The sequence below is a fragment of the Nocardia higoensis genome, assembly GCF_015477835.1.
Classification (GTDB): domain Bacteria; phylum Actinomycetota; class Actinomycetes; order Mycobacteriales; family Mycobacteriaceae; genus Nocardia; species Nocardia higoensis_A.
In genome coordinates this window covers 1524699-1542720 of the sequence record NZ_JADLQN010000001.1, presented here as the reverse complement: position 1 = coordinate 1542720, position 18022 = coordinate 1524699, and the positions used below count along the sequence as shown (strand labels likewise).

Below are 18022 nucleotides of genomic sequence, written 5' to 3'. Positions count from 1 at the left end.
TGACCGGTCGTCTACATTGGGGGAATGGGAAGGACGAGTGATGCCAGGGAACGCCTGCTCGCCGCGGCGGGGGATCTCATGCATCAGCGCGGTTATGCCGCCATCGGCGTCGCGGAGATCTGCGCGCGCGCGGAGGTCCGCAAGGGCAGCTTCTATCACTTCTTCCCCTCCAAGCAGGCGCTGTCGGTAGCCGCGATCGATGCCTACTGGGAAGGGCAACGCCCCGCGTGGCTGGCCGCCCGCGACGGCGACGCCCCACCCGAGGCCCGCCTGGAATCTCTGGTGCGCGCCCAGCTCCAGGCCCAGTACGAATATCGGGAGGCCACCGGAAACCTCGGTGGCTGCATGCTGGCGAACGTCGGAATCGAACTGAGCGACCGAGAGCCTGTGGTTCGCAGCCGGATTCAGGAGATCTTCGACGAACAGACGGCGATCGTCGCCGACATCGTGGCCGATGTCCGCGCCGACGACCCGGTGGGCACTGCCCGCGCGGTGCTGGCCCAGCTGGAAGGAGCTTTGCTGTTCGCCAAGCTCCACAACGATCCGGCCCTGCTCAGCGGGGTGTGGGAGCAGATCCGGCACCTGCTCGATCCCGGAATCCGCTGATACCCGGAGCCGAATGCGGCACAGTGGGCGACAACCTGGAATAGTTGGTGCCGCACGCACTAGACCGAGGCGAAAGCGGGGATGTTGGTGACTTCGACGGACAGCGTGAGTGGGGCGAATCTGGCAAAGGAGAAGCCGGAGGCTGTGTCCGGTTCGACGGGGTCGAACGCGGACGGCGCCCTGGAGCGTGACGTCCAGCTCCTCGAGAAGGCGATCTACGAGGTCAAAAGGGTCATCGTGGGCCAGGACAGGCTCGTGGAGCGGCTGCTCGTCGGTGTGCTCGCCCGTGGCCACGTCCTCCTCGAAGGCGTGCCGGGCATCGCCAAGACGCTGGCGGTGGAGACCTTCGCCACGGTCGTCGGCGGCTCGTTCTCCCGCGTGCAGTTCACCCCTGACCTGGTGCCCACCGACCTCATCGGTACCCGCATCTACCGCCAGGGGCGCGAGGAGTTCGACACCGAGCTCGGCCCGGTGGTCGCGAACTTCGTGCTCGCCGACGAGATCAACCGCGCGCCCGCCAAGGTGCAGTCCGCGCTGCTCGAGGTGATGGCCGAGCGGCACGTCTCCATCGGCGGCACGACCTACCCGATGCCCGATCCGTTCCTGGTCATGGCGACCCAGAACCCGATCGAGAGCGAAGGCGTGTACCCGCTGCCCGAGGCGCAGCGCGACCGCTTCCTGTTCAAGGTCGTCGTGGACTACCCCTCGGTGGAGGAGGAGCGCGAGATCATCTACCGGATGGGTGTCACCCCGCCGGAGGCCAAGCGGATCCTCGATCCCGAAGAGCTGATCCGCCTGCAGAAGGTCGCCGCGAACACCTTCGTGCACCACGCCCTGGTCGACTACGTGGTCCGCGTGATCGCAGCGACCCGCAAGCCGCAGGACTTCGGCATGACCGACGTCGCCAACTGGATCGCCTACGGCGCCTCGCCGCGCGCCAGCCTCGGCATCATCGCCGCGGCCCGCGCCGTCGCGCTGATCCGCGGTCGCGACTACGTGGTGCCCCAGGACGTCGTCGAGGTGATCCCGGACGTGCTGCGGCACCGCCTCGTGCTGTCCTACGACGCGCTGGCCGACGAGATCAGCCCGGAGGATGTCATCAAGCGGGTGCTGCAGACCGTCGGCATGCCGCAGGTGGCGCCGCAGGCGGTCCCCGGCCCGCAGCAACAGCAGATCCCGCAGCCGCCCGCGCAGCAGAACGGCCCGGTGCCGCACGCTCCGGCACAAGGCGCGCCCGCGCCGGCCGCGAACAACCAGCCCAAGTGACCGCGGCGTGACCATGTCATCGCATGCGCCACCCTCTTTCCGCGCGGGTGAGCTCACCGACGCACGCCTGGCCGCGGCACTGAAGACCCTCGAGCTGACCGTGCGCCGCCGTCTCGACGGCGTCCTGCACGGCGACCATCTCGGCCTCATCCCCGGCCCCGGTTCCGAGCCGGGGGAGTCCCGGCTCTACCAGCCGGGTGACGACGTCCGCCAGATGGATTGGTCGGTCACCGCCCGCACCACCCACCCGCACGTGCGGCAGATGATCGCCGACCGCGAGCTGGAGACGTGGATGGTGATCGATCTGTCGGCCAGCCTCGATTTCGGCACCGCCGCCTGCCAGAAGCGCGACCTGGCGATCGCCGCCGCGGCCGCAGTCACACACCTGACCAGCGGCGGGGGCAACCGGATCGGCGCGGTCGTGGCCACCGGCGAGCAACTGGTGCGCATCCCGGCGCGCAGCGGCCGCGTGCACGCCCAGACACTGCTGCGCTCGATCGCCACCACCCCGCACGCCCGCGACGGCGTGCGCGGCGACCTGCGCGGCGCCATCGAATCGCTGCGCCGCCCGCAGCGTAAACGCGGACTCGCGGTCGTCATCAGCGACTTCCTCGGCGAGATCGATTGGCAGCGGTCGCTGCGCGCGATCTCCGCGCGCCACGACCTGCTCGCGGTGGAAGTGCTCGACCCGCGCGACATGGATCTGCCCGACGTGGGCGATGTGGTGTTGCACGATCCCGAGACCGGCCGCACCCGCGAATTCAGCGTCACCCCCACCCTGCGCGCCGACTTCCACGCCGCCGCCGTGCGCCACCGCGAACAGGTGGCGCAGGCGTTGCGCAGTTGCGGCGCGCCGGTGATGAGCTTGCAGACCGATCGCGACTGGATCGCCGACGTGGTCCGGTTCGTGTCCACCCGGCGCCACAGCATGGGCGCCTCGACCGGGCGGGTGCCTCGTCAGTGAGTATTTCGCATTTCACCGCGCTGATCTGGCTCGGTTTCCTGGTCGTCGTCGCGCTCATCGCGCTCGGCTATGTCCTGGTGCAGCGGTCCAGGCACCGCCAGATGCTGCGGTTCAGCAATATGGAGCTGCTGGAGAAGGTCGCTCCCGCGCGGCCCTCACCGATGCGGCACGTGCCGATCGCGCTCATGCTGGTCGGCCTGATCTTCCTGACCATCGCGGCGGCCGGGCCGACCTCGGTCCAGAAGGTGCCGCGCAATCGCGCGACAGTCGTTCTGGTGATGGACGTTTCGCTGTCCATGGAGGCCACCGACGTACCGCCGAACCGGCTCTCGGTGGCCCAGCAGGCGGGCAAGGAGTTCGTCGACGGCCTCACCCCCGGCATCAACCTGGGCTTCGTGACCTTCGCGGGCACCGCCTCGGTGATGCAGTCGCCGACCACCAGCCGGGAAGCCGCCAAGGCCGCCATCGACAACATCAAGCTGGCCGAGCGCACCGCCACCGGTGAGGGCATTCTGACCGCACTGCAGTCGATCGAGACGCTGGCCACCGTGCTCGGCGGCGCGGAGACCCCGCCACCGGCGCGCATCGTGCTGATGTCGGACGGCAAGCAGACCGTGCCCGACGACAAGGACGTCGACAACCCCAGGCACGCGTTCACCGCGGCCCGCCTGGCCAAGAACAAGGGCATCCCGGTCTCGACGATCTCCTTCGGCACCGAATGGGGCGCGGTGGAGATCCCCGATCAGGACGGGCAGGGTTCGCAACGGGTCAAGGTCCCCGTCGACAACGAGTCGCTGCGTGAGATCGCCAAGCTGTCCGGCGGGGAGTTCTACACCGCGTCCAGCCTCGAGGAACTGACCGCCGTCTACGACACCCTCGAGGAGCAGATCGGCTACGAGACCACCCGCGGCGATGCCAGCCGGCCGTGGTTGCTGCTGGGCATGCTGCTGGTCTCCGCGGGCATCGTCACCGGCCTGCTCTATCGCCAACGCCTGCCCTAGCGCCCGGCGATTGTCGGTTTCCACAACCTCGCCCGCCCGGGCGAGGGCGCCGGAGACCGAGCAGATAGGTTTACCTCCATGACCAACCTCACACCTCGATCGGTTCTGGTGACCGGCGGCAACCGGGGCATCGGCCTCGCGGTCGCCCGGCGGCTGTCGGCCGACGGTCACAAGGTGGCCGTCACCCATCGCGGTTCGGGTGCGCCGGACGGGCTCTTCGGCGTCAAATGCGACGTCACCGACTCCGCCTCCGTCGACCAGGCGTTCAGCGAGGTCGAAGAGCACCAGGGGCCGGTGGAGGTGCTGGTGGCCAACGCCGGCATCACCGACAACATGCTGCTGATGCGGTTGTCGGAGGAGCAGTTCACCTCGGTGCTCGACGCCAACCTGACCGGCGCGTTCCGCTGCGCCAAGCGCGCCACCAAGGGCATGCAGCGCGCCAAGTTCGGCCGGATGATCTTCCTCGGCTCGGTGGTGGCCATGTCGGGCGTGCCCGGCCAGGTGAACTACGCGGCGTCGAAGGCGGGCCTGATCGGTATGGCCCGCTCGATCGCCAGGGAGATCGGCACCCGTAACATCACCGCCAACGTCGTCGCCCCCGGTTTCATCGACACCGACATGACCGCGGAGATGGACGACAAGTACATCGAGATGGCCAAACAGGCCATCCCGCTCGGCCGCACCGGCAAGCCCGAAGAAGTGGCCGCGGCCATCAGCTTCCTCGCCTCCGACGACGCCACCTACATCAGTGGCGCGATCATCCCGGTCGACGGCGGAATGGGCATGGGGCACTAAGCTTTCGCTGGCCCGCGGCAACGCACACCAGACATCAGGGAGAATCAGGAACTCATGGGCGGACTGCTCGAAGGCAAGACCATCCTCGTCACCGGCATCATCACCGATGCCTCCATCGCGTTCCGTGCGGCCGCGATCGCGCAGGAACAGGGTGCGAAGGTGCTCATCACCGGCATCCCGGAGCGGCTGCGGCTCATCGACCGCATCGCCAAGCGGCTGCCGCAGGAGGTCCCGCCCGCCATCGGCCTGGACATCACCAATGAAGAGGATCTGGCCGGCCTGGCCGACAAGATCCGCGAGCTGGCGCCCGAGGGGCTCGACGGCGCGCTGCACTCGATCGCGTTCGCGCCGCGCACCCTGATGGGCCCGGACGCGCTGCCCTTCTTGGACGGCCCCGGCCCCGACGCCGCCAAGGCGTTCGAGATCTCCGCGTGGAGCTACGCCTCGCTGGCCCGCGCGGTGCTGCCGGTGATGAACGAGCGCGGTTCGCTGGTCGGCATGGACTTCGACCCGCGCACCGCGATGCCGTTCTACAACTGGATGGGCGTGGCCAAGGCGGCGCTGGAGTCGGTCAACCGCTATGTCGCCCGCGAGGTCGGCGAGGCCAAGAAGATCCGCTCCAACCTGGTCGCCGCCGGCCCGATCAAGACCCTGGCCGCCAAGGCCATCGCGGGCACCGCCACCGACGACGCCGCCAAGCTCAACCAGCTCAACACCTACTGGGACGGCGCCTCGCCGATCGGCTGGGACGTCGACGACGCGACCGCTGTCGGCAAGTCCATCGTCGCGCTGCTGTCGGACTGGCTGCCCGCCACCACCGGCTCCATCGTCTACGTCGACGGCGGCGCCAGCCACAACACCTGGTTCCCGGAAGGCTTCGCGACCAACTGAGTTCGAGGAGAGGACCGATCGTGGCCGCCTACGACGCACTGCTGCTGCTGTCCTTCGGCGGCCCCGAACACCCCGAAGACGTGATGCCGTTCCTGGAGAACGTCACCCGGGGCCGCGGAGTGCCGCGCGAACGTCTGGAAGAGGTCGCACAGCACTACCTGCACTTCGGCGGGGTGTCGCCGATCAACGCGCTCAACCGCGACATCATCGCCGCGGTCGAACGCGAACTCGCCGCCGCGGGCATCGCCCTGCCGGTGTACTTCGGCAACCGGAACTGGCATCCCATGGCGGAGGACACCCTCGCCCGGATGGCCGAGGACGGCGTGGGCAAGGCGCTGGTGTTCCCGACCTCGGCGTGGGGTGGATACTCCGGCTGCCGGCAGTACCACGAGGACATCGCCAGGGCCAGGGCCGCGGTCGGCGATGCCGCCCCGCACCTGCGCAAACTGCGCCAGTACTTCGACCATCCGCTGCTGATCGAGTCGTTCGCCGACGCGATCCGGGCCGCGACGGCCGAACTGCCCGCCGATCGCCGTGACCGGGCTCGGCTGGTGTTCACCGCCCACTCGGTGCCGACGAGCGCCGACGCCGCCGCGGGCCCGCCCGCCGACGGCGGCCACCTCTACACCCGCCAGGTCGGCGAGGCCGCCCGGCTGTCCGCCGCCGCAGCGAGTTTCGGCGAGTACGACCTGGTCTGGCAGTCGCGTTCGGGCCCGCCGCAGGTGCCCTGGCTCGAACCCGACATCTGCGACCACCTCGAGGACCTGTCCGCCAAGGGTGTGGACGCGGTCGTGGTCTGCCCGGTCGGCTTCGTCTCCGACCACCTCGAGGTGATCTGGGACCTGGACAACGAGGCGAAGGACAAAGCCGCCGAACTCGGCATGGCCTTCGCCCGCGCGGCCACCCCCGGCACCGATCCGCGTTTCGCGCGACTGGTCGTGGAGCTGATCCGCGAGCAGCTCGACGGACTCACCCCGCGTCGGCTGGGCGAGGTCCCGGGCTACGGCAGCACCGACGACGGCACGCCCTGCGCGGTGGGATGCTGTGCGCCGCAACGTCGTCCGGCGACCGCAAGTCGCTGATCCGGCTGTCGTCGCGGTACGGTCTGCGGTGAACGCCGGTGTCCCGCGTCCCTCGGTGCGCAAGCTATGGTCGGCGCGCCGCGTCTGGGCGTTGTCGTCCCTCGCGTAGGCAAGTGGTCCTGGCGATCGTGCAGCGGCCGCCGGACGTGAACCGGTGAACGACCTGAGCCGATCCGGCGGGAGCCGTGCGTTCAGCCGCGCGCCGAGGCGTGTACCGCGACGAGCCGTGCGGCGCGGATGGCGTCCCAGAGCGGACGCAGCAGATTCTCGTGCTCGTTCATGGCGCTGGCCGAGGTAGGCGAGGCGGCCGGTTCACGCTGGGCGACGGTGAGAATGGCCGCCACGTGATCGGCGGTGTCGAGAATTCGCCTGGCGCGCAGGGGAATCGACTCCGGATAGTCGTGGCGTGAGTAGTCGGCGAGTTCGGCCTCGATGAGTTCGCGCGGGTCCGCGTCGGAGAGCCCGGTGCCGGTGGTGTGCAACTTCATCAGCGCGTCGGCGGCATCCCGAACGGCTTCACGCATGGTGTATTCGGCCTCGCCGAGCGACAGATCCGAACCGGGAACCGAGGGCACGGGGACGCTGTAGACCGTCCACTGCAACGTGTCGTCGTCCACCCGGACCGGGATCAGGCCGGTGCCTTCGCTGCCGGGCGTGCCCACCAGAATGCCCTCGCCCGCTTCCAGCGCATCGGCGGCGAACACCGTGCCGACCGGCAGTCCGCGCACATCACCCGGCACCGGCAGCACCAGGCGTACCAGAGCCCCCTCGCCCGCCATCGCCTCGCGAATCACCTTGAGCAACGGCATGACCGCGCTGCCGGCGGACTCGCCGCGATAGGACCACGGCAGGTCGGAGCGCCCACCGGTCACCGGGTCGCCCGCGGCGATGGTGTGTCTCGGCGCCCACGCGTGCAACGCCCCGAGGACGTCGTCGGGCGCACTGTTACCGGCCAGCCAGGAGCCGGCCCACACCGTCAGCGTGGCACTTGGAGAGCACATAATCATCGAGCATAAAGCCGTTCGCGCCCGCGCACCGGCAGAGCGTGGCTACTGCGTGGTATCTGTCGGCTCGGTGACGAAATCGATGAGCCGTTCCACCGCGCCGATGAGCGGCGATTCCAGATCGCGGAACGAGTCGACCGAGGAGTAGACGCGCCGCCACCCGTCCTGCGGGGTGCCCCAGCCCAGCCTGCGGCACACGCCGGTCTTCCAGTCCTCGCCGCGCGGCACCTGCGGCCATGCCTCGATCCCCAGCGCGGCGGGCCGCACCGCCTGCCACACGTCGATGAAGGGGTGGCCGGTGACCAGCACATGCGGTCCCAGCCCGGTGGTCAGGTGGGTCTCCTTGGAACCGGTCACCAGATGATCCACCAGCACCCCGACCCGCCTCCCCGGTCCAGGAGCGAATTCGACCAGCCGCTCGGCCAGGTTGTCCAGACCCTCGAGATGCTCGACGACCACGCCCTCCACCCGCAGATCGTGCCCCCACACCCGCTCGACCAGCGCGGCGTCGTGCACGCCCTCCACCCAGATGCGGCTGGCCTCGGCGACCCGCGCGCGCAGCCCCTCGACCCGGGTGGAGCCCGAGGCCGAGCGGGTGGGCTTCGCGGGCGCGGCGGGTTTCGGGCGGACCAGGGTGACCGGTCGGCCGTCGATCAGGAAGGCCGCCTCCCGCATCGCGAACAGCCGCACCGCGCCGCGCGCGTCCTCGAGTTTCACGAACTCGCCGTCGTAGCTGCGGTCGAATCCGACGACGGCGCCACAGAATCCGGTGGCCGCGTCCTCGACGACCAGATCGCGTCCGGCCTCGACCGTCGGCACAGTTCGCTTCTCGGTCCTGGCGTGTCCGGCGAAGATGTCGCCGCCGTAGCGATGGGTGTCCCGCGTACTCACCTGATCGAAACTACCCGGCGCGAACCTGCTTTCGGTGCTGCGACGCGTCGGGCCCGTATCGGACTGTTCGCCTCGGGCACGCGATCGCCGGGCGCGGGCTAGAGTGGAGAACGTGGCAGCGATTGCTTGGCTGGTGGCGGGGTTGTTGCTCGCTGCCGCGGAAGTGATGGTCGGGGAGCTCACGCTGCTGATGCTCGGCGTCGCGGCCATCGGCACGGCCGGATTCAGCGCTCTCACCGATTTCCCCGTGGTGGTCGACGCGCTGGTCTTCGGGGTGATCACACTGGTGCTGTTCGCCGGTGTCCGGCCGACATTGCGCCGGAAGTTCGACAACGCGCCGCCCATCCTGACCAACGTGCACGCGTTGCCGGGCAAGACCGCGACGGTGCTCGAACAGGTGTCGGACTCCGCGGGCCTGGTGAAACTGGGCGGCGAGGTGTGGACGGCGCGGCCGATGAATGTGGGGGACGTCTTCGAACCGGGGACGACCGTGTCCGTGATGCAGATCGACGGTGCGACGGCCGTCGTATGGAAGGGACCGTAGACGATGGAATTCCTGGTGGTGGCACTCGTCATCGTGATCTTGATCGCGGTGGTGGTGCTCAAATCGGTCGCGCTGGTGCCGCAGGCCGAGGCCGCGGTCATCGAACGCCTCGGCCGATACTCGCGCACCGCGTCCGGTCAGCTGACCTTCCTGATTCCCTTCGCCGACCGCATCCGCGCCAAGGTCGATCTGCGTGAGCGCGTGGTGTCCTTCCCGCCGCAACCGGTGATCACCCAGGACAACCTGACCCTGCAGATCGATTCGGTGGTCTACTTCCAGGTCACCAACCCGCAGGCCGCGGTCTACGAGATCAGCAACTACATCGCCGCGGTCGAACAGCTCACCGTCACCACGCTGCGCAACGTGGTCGGTGGCATGACGCTCGAAGAGACGCTGACCTCCCGCGACCAGATCAACAACCAGCTGCGCGGGGTGCTCGACGAGGCCACCGGCCGCTGGGGCCTGCGGGTCGCCCGCGTCGAACTCAAGGCGATCGATCCGCCGCCGTCGATCCAGGAGTCGATGGAAAAGCAGATGAAGGCCGACCGTGAGAAGCGGGCGATGATCCTCACCGCCGAGGGCACCCGCGAATCGCAGATCAAGACCGCCGAGGGCGCCAAGCAGGCGCAGATCCTGGCGGCCGAGGGCGCCAAGCAGTCGGCCATCCTGTCCGCCGAGGGCGAGCGCCAGGGCCGCATCCTGCGCGCGCAGGGTGAGCGCGCCGCGGCCTACCTGCAGGCGCAGGGCCAGGCCAAGGCCATCGAGAAGGTCTTCGCCGCGATCAAGGCGGGCAAGCCGACCCCCGAGCTGCTGGCCTACCAGTACATGCAGACGCTGCCGATGGTCGCGCGCGGCGATGCCAACAAGGTGTGGATGGTGCCCAGCGATTTCGGCAAGGCGCTGGAGGGCTTCGCCCGTAATTTCGGCACCAGGGGCGAGGACGGCGTGTTCCGCTACGAGCCGCCCGCCGAGGAGGTCGCCGCGCCGAAGGTGGAGGACGATTCCGACGTGGCCGACTGGTTCGACATGACCAGCGACCCCACCATCCAGCGCGCCGTGCGTGCCGCGGAGGAGACCGCGCGCAAGCCCGTCGACGATCCGATCCCGGCTCCGCGTGCCCATGCCGCGCCGCCCGCGCCCGCCCCGCAGCCACCCGCGCCTCAGCAGTCCGCTCCGCCGCAGCTCGAGCAGCAGTCGTGGCAGCCCGGTCGTGGGCTGGTCCAGCCGCCGGAGGCGCACACCCAGCAGCCGCAGCCGCCGCACGGCGGACCGGCGCAGGGCCACACCCCGCCGCAGGGTCGGCCGCAGGAAGGCTACGGTCGTCCGCCCCAGGGGTACGAGACGCCTCCGGAGGGTTACGGCAGGCCCTGAGTGCCGCGCGCCGCGGACCGCTGGTGACACGCCCCACATCGGAAAGATTGCTGAAGAACTGCTGTCCCTTGATGTTCGGGCTCCGGCGGTCCTGATTCAGCGGCGAATCATCCATTGCCGCCCGGAATTCCTCGAAGCGCCCGATGTCGGAATTGCCGATCTTCGGCGGTCCTTCGCAGTCGATGGCCGGTAGCTTGCCCACGGAACCGCCAGCGCCCGCGCGATAGCCGGAAGTCCGCTCGCTTTTGTTGCCTCCCATGGGCATTCGATTCGATCGATACGATGGGTGAACGGACGCCGAATACTGTCTTCCTCGATTGACCGATGCTCGGCGCCGCCGATTTAATGAACGACGGCGCGAGTTCGCGCGCCGTCCTCCGACGAACCGAAGTGGGGTGAGCAGCTGATGCCCGCGCCGTCCCTGGCCGCTTGTCCGTCCGCCGCCCCGGCGGGCGGCATATCCTCGATCAACGCAGTGGAGGCGTTCGGCGACAGCCTGGACACCGAAACGCTCGGCATGCACTGGATTCCGTTGCACGCGGGGGACGACCACATCGCCGGGGTTCTGCGCGAGAGGCTCGGTGTCGACTTCACTCCGTGGTGTGACGGGCACGCCGGGCTCGCCATTCCCGGCGACTACACCTATCTCCCCATCCCGGTGAATTACTGCCGCGGCGAAACAGTCGAACGCGAGACCATCGTGTTCGCCCTCGGCGCGGAATTCCTCGTCACTCTGCAACCGGCCGAACCGTTCACCCCTTTCGAGACCGCCATCTCGGCCATGCGCGGCGACGCCACCCTCACCGCCTCCTCCTACGGTGTCGCCTTCGCGTTGCTCGGCGCACTCAACGCCGCCTCCGAACGCGTTCTCGAACACACCGCCCGGCAGTTGAACGCCCAGCGCGACGTGATCGCCGAGGCGAGCGCCGAGCAGGGGCGCGGCATGGGCGCGGCAGCCGTGCGCACGGTGATCCACGGGCTCGGCGAGATCGAGCGGATCGTCTCGCACGTCCGGGAGACCCAGTCCCAGCTGGCCGTCGCCGCCCGCCGCCTCGACAACGATCTGGCGACCCGCACCAGCGGGCTCGGCGGCCGCGTCGGTGTCCTGGTCGCCGACGTCGACAGGGTGGCGCGCCGCGCCGAACGCGACCACGACGCGCTGCGCTTCCTCGCCCAGTCCGCGACGGCCTGCCTGGGCGCGCGCCACAGCGCCGTGCTGCGCCTGCTCACCGCTGTCGTCGCGGTGTTCGCCCCGCCCACCATGCTGGCCGCCGTCTACGCCGCCGACTTCACCTGGCTGCCCGATCTCGACCCGATCCCCGCCCTGTTCGTCTTCGTCGTCGTGACCGCGCTCGCCGCGGCCCTCCCGCTGCGCGTCCTCGGCCGGAACTGATCCGAGCCGCGCTGTCGGCGCGCGTCGCGCCGCACACCCGTACGTAGTGGTCGGTCGGCGTGCGGGCGGACTCAGCTCCGGGCTGTCCCTGTGGTGGAACCGATCGTCGCCTCCGTGGCGGTCGGCTCGGCGCCCGGTTCCCAGCGGGCGTCGACCACCAATCCGAGGAGCCCGATGCACAGGCAGATCGCCGAGATCGCGAACATGACCGGGTGGGTGCCGCCGGTGAGCGCGTCGGCGAGGATCACCGTGGCGATCGTGCCGGGGGCCGAGCCGACGATAGTGGCGAACAGGTAGGGCTTGACCCGGATGGAGGTCAGCGCGCAGCAGTAGTTGACCACCGAGAACGGTGCGAAGGAGATCAGCCGCAGCGAGCCGACCGCTAGCCAGCCGCGCCTGCGGAGCCGATCGTCGATCGCGCGCACCTTCGGATGGGTGAGGTGAGCCGCGACCCGGTCCCGATCCATCGCCCGCACGAGCCGCAAGGCCAGCACCGCGGCGATGGCTGTCGCGGTCATGGCGATGGGAATGCCGATCCCCACGCCGAAGAGCACACCGCAACTGACGGTGAGCACGGTGCGCGGAATCGGGGCGACCGCGACGACGGCGTAGATCAGCAGGAACAGCGGCGGGAACCACGCGCCGAGCGACCCGGCCCAGTCCTGGATCTGCTGCGGGGTGGGCAGTGGGACCAGCAGCGCCGCGACGAACAGCGCGCCGAGAACGGCGAACAGCGCGACGATACGCGGATTCCTGAGCAAGGCCCTCACTCACCAGAGGTTACCGGTTGGTAGTGGCACTCCAGGTCAGCCGCCGGTCCCGCTGCCGCTAGCATCAATGGAAACGGGACGAATGCTCGTTAACCTAAGTGCTCGCTGAGCTGGGCGGACATCGAAGGTTCCGGGTGCACAGGGGTGTGCGCGCCCCGTGGTCGAGTGGAAGAGGGAAGAAGCTATGCCGATCGCTTCAGATCCGTCTCCGGGTGCGGAGGCAGTGCCGCAGTACGGTGCGTGGCGCAAGGGTGTGGCGGGCGTGCTCGCCAAGGCGCGCAGGGTCGACGTGGCCGAGCTGCCCGACGAGCCCGAGCACCTGCTCGCGCAGACGACCTACGACGGCCTGACCGTCAACCCGCTCTACACGCGCCGTGACGAGCGCCCCGAACCGCCGCTGCCCGGCGTGTTCCCGTTCGTGCGCGGCCGCGACGCCGAGCGCGACGTGCACCGCGGCTGGAACGTCAGCGCCGACTTCACCGGCTCCGACGCCGAAGCGGTCAACCGGGAGATCCTCGCCGGGCTGGAGAACGGCCTGAGCGCCATCCGCCTCGGCGTCGGCGCGCACGGTGTGGCCGTCGCCGACCTGCCCGCAGCCGTGCGCGGCCTGCTCTTCGAACTCGCGCCGTTGGCACTGAGTGCCGGTGCCGACGTCACCGAAGCGGCCGCCCAACTGTTCGCGGTCCTCGACGGCTACACCGTCGACGATCGCGCCGGCATCGAGATCGCCCTCGGCGCAGGCCCGCTCACGAGTAGCTTCACCGGCGCGGCCGACGCCGACCTCGCCCGGACCGTCGAACTGGCGAAGCAGGCCGCCGCCCGCGCCGAGACCGTCCGCGCGATCACCGTGGACGGCACCGCCTTCCACAACGCCGGCGCCTCCGACGCCCAGGAACTCGGCGCCTCGGTCGCCGCCGGTCTCGCCTACCTGCGCGCGCTCACCGCCGCCGGTGTCGAGATCGCCGACGCGCTGAACCAGATCGAGTTCCGCTTCGCCGCCACCGACGACCAGTTCGCCACCATCGCGAAATTCCGTGCGGCGCGCACCCTCTGGGCTCGCGTCGCCCAGGTCTCCGGCGTCCCGGAAGCCGGCGGGGCCCCGCAGCACGCGGTCACCTCCGCCGCCATGATGAGCAAGCGCGACCCCTGGGTGAACCTGCTGCGCACCACGCTCGCCTCCTTCGGCGCGGGCGTCGGCGGCGCCGACACCCTCACCGTGCTGCCCTTCGACTCCGCGCTGCCCACCGGCGAACTCGGCGTCTCGACGTCGTTCTCCGACCGCATGGCCCGCAACACCCAGCTCCTGCTGCTCGAGGAATCCCACCTCGGCCACGTGCAGGATCCGGCCGCGGGCTCCTGGTACGTCGAGTCCTACACCGCCGAACTCGCCGCCAAGGCATGGGAATTCATGCAGGAACTCGAGCGCGACGGCGGCTACGAGGCCGCGTTGGAGTCCGGCAAGCTCGCCGAGGCCATCGCCGCCACCAAGGCCGCTCGCGACAGCGACGTGGCCCACCGCAAGACCGCCGTCACCGGCGTCAACGAGTTCCCGAACCTGGCCGAGAAGCCGCTGTCCGAGTGGGCCCGCACCCCCGAGACGATCGCCCGCTACGGCGCGGCCTTCGAGGCGCTGCGCGACCGCTCCGACGCCTACCTCGCCGCCAACGGCACCCGCCCCAAGGCGCTGCTGGTGCCGCTGGGCACGGTCGCCGAACACAACGTGCGCGTCACGTTCATCGCGAACCTGCTCGCCTCCGGCGGTATCGAATCGGTGAACCCGGGACCGCTGGCAGGCGAGGGCATCACCGCCGCCGCCAAGGAAGCGCAAGCCCCGATCGCGGTGCTCTGCGGTTCGGACGCGCGCTACGGCACGGACGCGGGCGCGGCGGTCGAAGCGCTGCGCGCCGCCGGAGTGGAGACAGTGCTGCTGGCAGGCGCGGCGAAGGCCGTGGCCGAGCTCGACGGAGAGCAGCGCCCGGACGGATTCCTCGCCGCGAAGATCGACGCGGTCGCGGCGCTGTCCGGCCTGCTGGAGAAAGTGGGAGCCTGATGACCCTCAGTCATGTCGAAGAGCCGGGCGGCCTGGCGAGCCCGGTGGGCAGCTTCGCCGAGGTGCCGCTGACCGAACACGAACCCGAAGCCGCCGCGGTCGACGCCGCCCAGGTCGAGGAATTCGTGCGCGGCGCCGCCGAGGCCAACAACTACGCGCCCGAGCAGCTGACCTGGTCGACCCCGGAAGGCATCGACGTGCCGCCGGTGTTCACCAAGGCCGACCGCGACGCCGTCGTCGAAGCGGGCTACCCGCTCGACAGCGTGCCCGGCGTGGCGCCGTTCGTGCGCGGCCCGTACCCGACCATGTACGTCAACCAGCCGTGGACCATCCGCCAGTACGCGGGCTTCTCCACCGCCGCCGACTCCAACGCCTTCTACCGCCGCAACCTGCAGGCCGGTCAGAAGGGCCTGTCGGTCGCCTTCGACCTGGCCACGCACCGTGGCTACGACTCCGACCACCCGCGCGTGCAGGGTGACGTCGGCATGGCGGGCGTGGCGATCGACTCCATCCTGGACATGCGCCAGCTGTTCGATCACATTCCACTGGACCAGGTCTCGGTGTCGATGACCATGAACGGCGCGGTGCTGCCGATCCTGGCCCTCTACGTCGTCGCCGCCGAGGAGCAGGGCGTCAAGCCCGAGCAGCTGGCCGGAACCATTCAGAACGACATTCTGAAAGAGTTCATGGTCCGCAACACCTACATCTACCCGCCCAAGCCCTCGATGCGGATCATCTCCGACATCTTCGCCTTCACCAGCTCGAAGATGCCGAAGTTCAACTCGATCTCCATCTCCGGCTACCACATCCAGGAAGCCGGCGCCACCGCCGACCTGGAGCTCGCCTACACCCTCGCCGACGGCGTGGAATACATCAAGGCAGGCATCGAAGCGGGCATGGAGGTCGACAAGTTCGCCCCCCGCCTGTCGTTCTTCTGGGCCATCGGCATGAACTTCTTCATGGAGGTCGCCAAGCTGCGCGCGGGCCGCCTGCTGTGGAGCGAACTGGTCTCCAAGTTCGAGCCCAAGAACACCAAATCCCTTGCCCTGCGCACTCATTCGCAGACCTCCGGCTGGTCCCTGACCGCCCAGGACGTCTACAACAATGTGGCGCGCACCTGCATCGAGGCGATGGCCGCCACCCAGGGCCACACCCAGTCCCTGCACACCAACGCCCTCGACGAGGCGCTGGCCCTGCCCACGGACTTCTCCGCCCGCATCGCCCGCAACACCCAGCTGCTCATCCAGCAGGAGTCCAACACCACCCGCCCGGCCGACCCCTGGGGGGGCTCGTACTACGTCGAGTGGCTGACCCACCAGCTGGCCGAACGGGCGAGGGCGCATATCGCCGAGATCGAGGCGCACGGCGGTATGGCGCAGGCGATTTCCGAAGGCATCCCGAAGCTTCGCATCGAGGAAGCCGCCGCCCGCACCCAGGCCCGCATCGACACCGGCCAGCAGCCGGTGATCGGCGTGAACAAATACCAGGTCGAAGAAGACCAGGCCGTCGAGGTCCTCAAGGTCGAGAACTCGCGCGTGCGCGCCGAGCAGCTCGAGAAGCTCCAGCGCCTGCGCGCCGAACGCGACCAGGACGCCGTCGACCGTGCCCTGGCCGAACTCACCCGCGCCGCCGCCTCCACCGAGGGCGGCATGGAGAACAACCTGCTCGCCCTGGCCATCGACGCCGCCCGCGCCAAGGCCACCGTCGGCGAGATCTCCGACGCCCTGGAGAAGGTCTACGGCCGCCACCAGGCCGAGATCCGTACCCTGTCGGGTGTGTACCGGGACGAGGCCGGAAAGGTCACCAACATCACCACCGCGAGCAAGCTCGTCGAGGAATTCGCCGAGGCCGAAGGCCGACGCCCCCGCATCCTCGTCGCCAAGATGGGCCAGGACGGCCACGACCGAGGCCAGAAGGTGATCGCCACCGCCTTCGCCGACCTCGGCTTCGACGTCGACGTGGGCCCGCTGTTCCAGACCCCCGAAGAGGTGGCGCAGCAGGCAGCCGACAACGACGTCCACATCGTCGGTGTCTCCTCCCTCGCCGCGGGCCACCTCACGCTGGTGCCGGCCCTGCGCCAGGCACTGGCCGATGTCGGTCGCCCCGACATCATGGTCGTGGTCGGCGGCGTCATCCCGCCCGGCGACTTCGACGAACTGTATGAGGCGGGCGCGGCGGCGATCTTCCCGCCGGGCACCGTCATCGCCGACGCCGCGATCGACCTGCTCGGCAAGTTGGCTGCCGAGCTGGGTCATGAGGTGGGGTCCTCGGCGGAATGAGCGACCCGGGTTCCGCCGCGCCGGTGAAGGCGCGGCGGAAGATCGACGTAGACGAACTTGCCGCAGCCGTCCGGCGTAATGACCGGGCGGCATTGGCACGGGCGATCACGCTGGTCGAATCGACCAGGTCCGATCACCGGGCGCTGGCGCAGCAGTTGTTGCTGCGCCTTACCCCCGAGGACGGCGACTCGGCTACCTCTGTGGTGTCCAATCGGGTTGGGATCACGGGTGTTCCGGGCGTTGGCAAGTCGACCTTCATCGACTCGCTCGGCATGTACCTGATCGGGAAGGGACATCGGGTCGCTGTGCTGGCGGTCGACCCGTCGTCCACTCGGACCGGTGGCTCCATCCTCGGCGACAAAACCCGCATGGCGCGGTTGTCCGTCGAGCCCGATGCCTTCATCCGGCCTTCGCCGACCGCTGGCACGCTCGGCGGTGTCGCCAAGGCGACCCGCGAGACCATCGTTCTGCTCGAAGCTGCTGGCTACGACGTGATTTTGGTGGAGACCGTCGGTGTCGGGCAGTCCGAGGTGACGGTCGCGAACATGGTCGACGTGTTCTGCTTCCTCACTCTGGCGCGCACGGGTGATCAACTGCAGGGCATCAAGAAGGGTGTTCTGGAGTTGGCGGACCTGGTCGCGGTAAACAAAGCCGACGGCAAGCACGAAATGGAAGCGAAGTCAGCGGCCCGCGAATTGGCTGGTGCGATGCGTCTGATCCATCCGCGTGACGCGCTGTGGCATCCGCCGGTGATCACCATGAGCGGCCTCGAAGGCATTGGCCTGGACCGGTTTTGGGACACCGTCTTAGAACACCGTCGGAAGCTGACCGACGCGGGACAGTTCGACGAGAAGCGCCGTCGCCAGCTGGTGGACTGGACATGGACGATGGTCCACGATCAGCTTCTTCGCCGACTTGCAGATGCCCCCGAGGTCAAGGCAATCCGCGCCGACGTGGAGCGACAGGTGCGTGATGGATCGTTGACCGCAGCGCTGGCTGCGGAGCAACTCCTCGACGCGTTCGATTCTTCGGCAGTACAACGATAGTCGAGTAGGCAGCGGCCGCGCACAACTTTATGGAGGTCGCCAAGCTGCGCGCTGGTCGCATGCCAGCGC

Annotated in this window: 16 protein-coding genes; 13 read left to right on the top strand and 3 right to left on the bottom strand. The window is 69.3% G+C overall.

Going from position 1 to position 18022, the window contains the following annotated elements; genetic code table 11:
- Positions 1–24: 24 nt before the first annotated feature.
- The 7 genes from IU449_RS06910 to IU449_RS06880 all read left to right on the top strand — a co-directional run bounded on the left by IU449_RS06910 (position 25) and on the right by IU449_RS06880 (position 6605).
- Positions 25–606, top strand: coding sequence for a TetR/AcrR family transcriptional regulator (locus IU449_RS06910; protein ID WP_195001059.1), 582 nt, complete (start codon positions 25–27; stop codon positions 604–606).
- An 81-nt stretch (positions 607–687) separates the two neighbouring features.
- Complete coding sequence (locus IU449_RS06905) at positions 688–1872, top strand: AAA family ATPase (RefSeq protein WP_195001058.1); 1185 nt, start codon at positions 688–690, stop codon at positions 1870–1872.
- A 13-nt stretch (positions 1873–1885) separates the two neighbouring features.
- Positions 1886–2836, top strand: coding sequence for a DUF58 domain-containing protein (locus tag IU449_RS06900; protein WP_195002370.1), 951 nt, complete (start codon positions 1886–1888; stop codon positions 2834–2836).
- Entirely contained in the window at positions 2833–3837 is a 1005-nt protein-coding gene (locus IU449_RS06895) for a VWA domain-containing protein (RefSeq protein WP_195001057.1), read from the top strand. Before IU449_RS06900 ends, IU449_RS06895 begins: the two co-directional genes overlap by 4 nt.
- A gap of 78 nt (positions 3838–3915) precedes the next feature.
- Positions 3916–4632 carry a 3-oxoacyl-ACP reductase FabG1 gene (gene fabG1, locus IU449_RS06890; protein WP_195001056.1) on the top strand — a complete coding sequence of 239 codons (717 nt, stop codon included), beginning with the start codon at positions 3916–3918 and terminating at the stop codon, positions 4630–4632.
- 54 nt (positions 4633–4686) lie between these two features.
- Positions 4687–5523, top strand: a complete 837-nt coding sequence (gene inhA, locus IU449_RS06885) for an NADH-dependent enoyl-ACP reductase InhA (RefSeq protein ID WP_195001055.1) — start codon at positions 4687–4689, stop codon at positions 5521–5523.
- A gap of 17 nt (positions 5524–5540) precedes the next feature.
- A complete protein-coding gene (locus tag IU449_RS06880; RefSeq protein ID WP_195002369.1) occupies positions 5541–6605 on the top strand; it encodes a ferrochelatase in 1065 nt (354 codons plus the stop codon).
- Between the two features lie 191 nt (positions 6606–6796).
- Here IU449_RS06880 and IU449_RS06875 read toward each other — a convergent pair whose 3' ends face one another.
- A complete protein-coding gene (locus tag IU449_RS06875; protein ID WP_195001054.1) occupies positions 6797–7606 on the bottom strand; it encodes a hypothetical protein in 810 nt (269 codons plus the stop codon).
- A 48-nt stretch (positions 7607–7654) separates the two neighbouring features.
- On the bottom strand, positions 7655–8500 hold the full coding sequence (locus IU449_RS06870; protein WP_195001053.1) for a DUF3097 domain-containing protein: 846 nt from the start codon (positions 8498–8500) through the stop codon (positions 7655–7657).
- Between the two features lie 112 nt (positions 8501–8612).
- Between IU449_RS06870 and IU449_RS06865 the strand changes: the two genes are divergently transcribed.
- From IU449_RS06865 to IU449_RS06855, 3 genes are all read left to right on the top strand, one after another.
- Positions 8613–9044, top strand: coding sequence for an NfeD family protein (locus tag IU449_RS06865; protein WP_195001052.1), 432 nt, complete (start codon positions 8613–8615; stop codon positions 9042–9044).
- 3 nt (positions 9045–9047) lie between these two features.
- Positions 9048–10415 carry an SPFH domain-containing protein gene (locus tag IU449_RS06860; RefSeq protein ID WP_195001051.1) on the top strand — a complete coding sequence of 456 codons (1368 nt, stop codon included), beginning with the start codon at positions 9048–9050 and terminating at the stop codon, positions 10413–10415.
- A 406-nt stretch (positions 10416–10821) separates the two neighbouring features.
- Complete coding sequence (locus tag IU449_RS06855; protein WP_195001050.1) at positions 10822–11808, top strand: CorA family divalent cation transporter; 987 nt, start codon at positions 10822–10824, stop codon at positions 11806–11808.
- A gap of 71 nt (positions 11809–11879) precedes the next feature.
- On the opposite strand, the gene IU449_RS06850 is transcribed toward IU449_RS06855, so the two are convergent.
- Positions 11880–12578 (bottom strand): TVP38/TMEM64 family protein, encoded by a 699-nt coding sequence (locus tag IU449_RS06850; protein ID WP_195001049.1) that lies wholly within the window; start codon positions 12576–12578, stop codon positions 11880–11882.
- A gap of 184 nt (positions 12579–12762) precedes the next feature.
- On the opposite strand from IU449_RS06850, the gene IU449_RS06845 reads away from it, so the two are divergent.
- The 3 genes from IU449_RS06845 to meaB are packed head-to-tail and all read left to right on the top strand — an operon-like array spanning position 12763 to position 17953.
- Entirely contained in the window at positions 12763–14628 is a 1866-nt protein-coding gene (locus tag IU449_RS06845; RefSeq protein WP_195001048.1) for a methylmalonyl-CoA mutase family protein, read from the top strand.
- Complete coding sequence (gene scpA, locus IU449_RS06840) at positions 14628–16907, top strand: methylmalonyl-CoA mutase (RefSeq protein WP_195001047.1); 2280 nt, start codon at positions 14628–14630, stop codon at positions 16905–16907. Before IU449_RS06845 ends, scpA begins: the two co-directional genes overlap by 1 nt.
- Complete coding sequence (gene meaB / locus IU449_RS06835) at positions 16904–17953, top strand: methylmalonyl Co-A mutase-associated GTPase MeaB (protein WP_195001046.1); 1050 nt, start codon at positions 16904–16906, stop codon at positions 17951–17953. Before scpA ends, meaB begins: the two co-directional genes overlap by 4 nt.
- Positions 17954–18022: the final 69 nt, after the last annotated feature.

Bases quoted from the DNA above. Each gene is read 5' to 3' on its own strand.
- IU449_RS06910 (WP_195001059.1), top strand. From the start codon at position 25: ATGGGAAGGACGAGTGATGCCAGGGAACGCCTGCTCGCCGCGGCGGGG.
- IU449_RS06905 (WP_195001058.1), top strand. From the start codon at position 688: ATGTTGGTGACTTCGACGGACAGCGTGAGTGGGGCGAATCTGGCAAAG.
- IU449_RS06900 (WP_195002370.1), top strand. From the start codon at position 1,886: ATGTCATCGCATGCGCCACCCTCTTTCCGCGCGGGTGAGCTCACCGAC.
- fabG1 (WP_195001056.1), top strand. From the start codon at position 3,916: ATGACCAACCTCACACCTCGATCGGTTCTGGTGACCGGCGGCAACCGG.
- inhA (WP_195001055.1), top strand. From the start codon at position 4,687: ATGGGCGGACTGCTCGAAGGCAAGACCATCCTCGTCACCGGCATCATC.
- IU449_RS06875 (WP_195001054.1), bottom strand. From the start codon at position 7,606: ATGTGCTCTCCAAGTGCCACGCTGACGGTGTGGGCCGGCTCCTGGCTG.
- IU449_RS06860 (WP_195001051.1), top strand. From the start codon at position 9,048: ATGGAATTCCTGGTGGTGGCACTCGTCATCGTGATCTTGATCGCGGTG.
- IU449_RS06855 (WP_195001050.1), top strand. From the start codon at position 10,822: ATGCCCGCGCCGTCCCTGGCCGCTTGTCCGTCCGCCGCCCCGGCGGGC.
- IU449_RS06845 (WP_195001048.1), top strand. From the start codon at position 12,763: ATGCCGATCGCTTCAGATCCGTCTCCGGGTGCGGAGGCAGTGCCGCAG.
- scpA (WP_195001047.1), top strand. From the start codon at position 14,628: ATGACCCTCAGTCATGTCGAAGAGCCGGGCGGCCTGGCGAGCCCGGTG.
- meaB (WP_195001046.1), top strand. From the start codon at position 16,904: ATGAGCGACCCGGGTTCCGCCGCGCCGGTGAAGGCGCGGCGGAAGATC.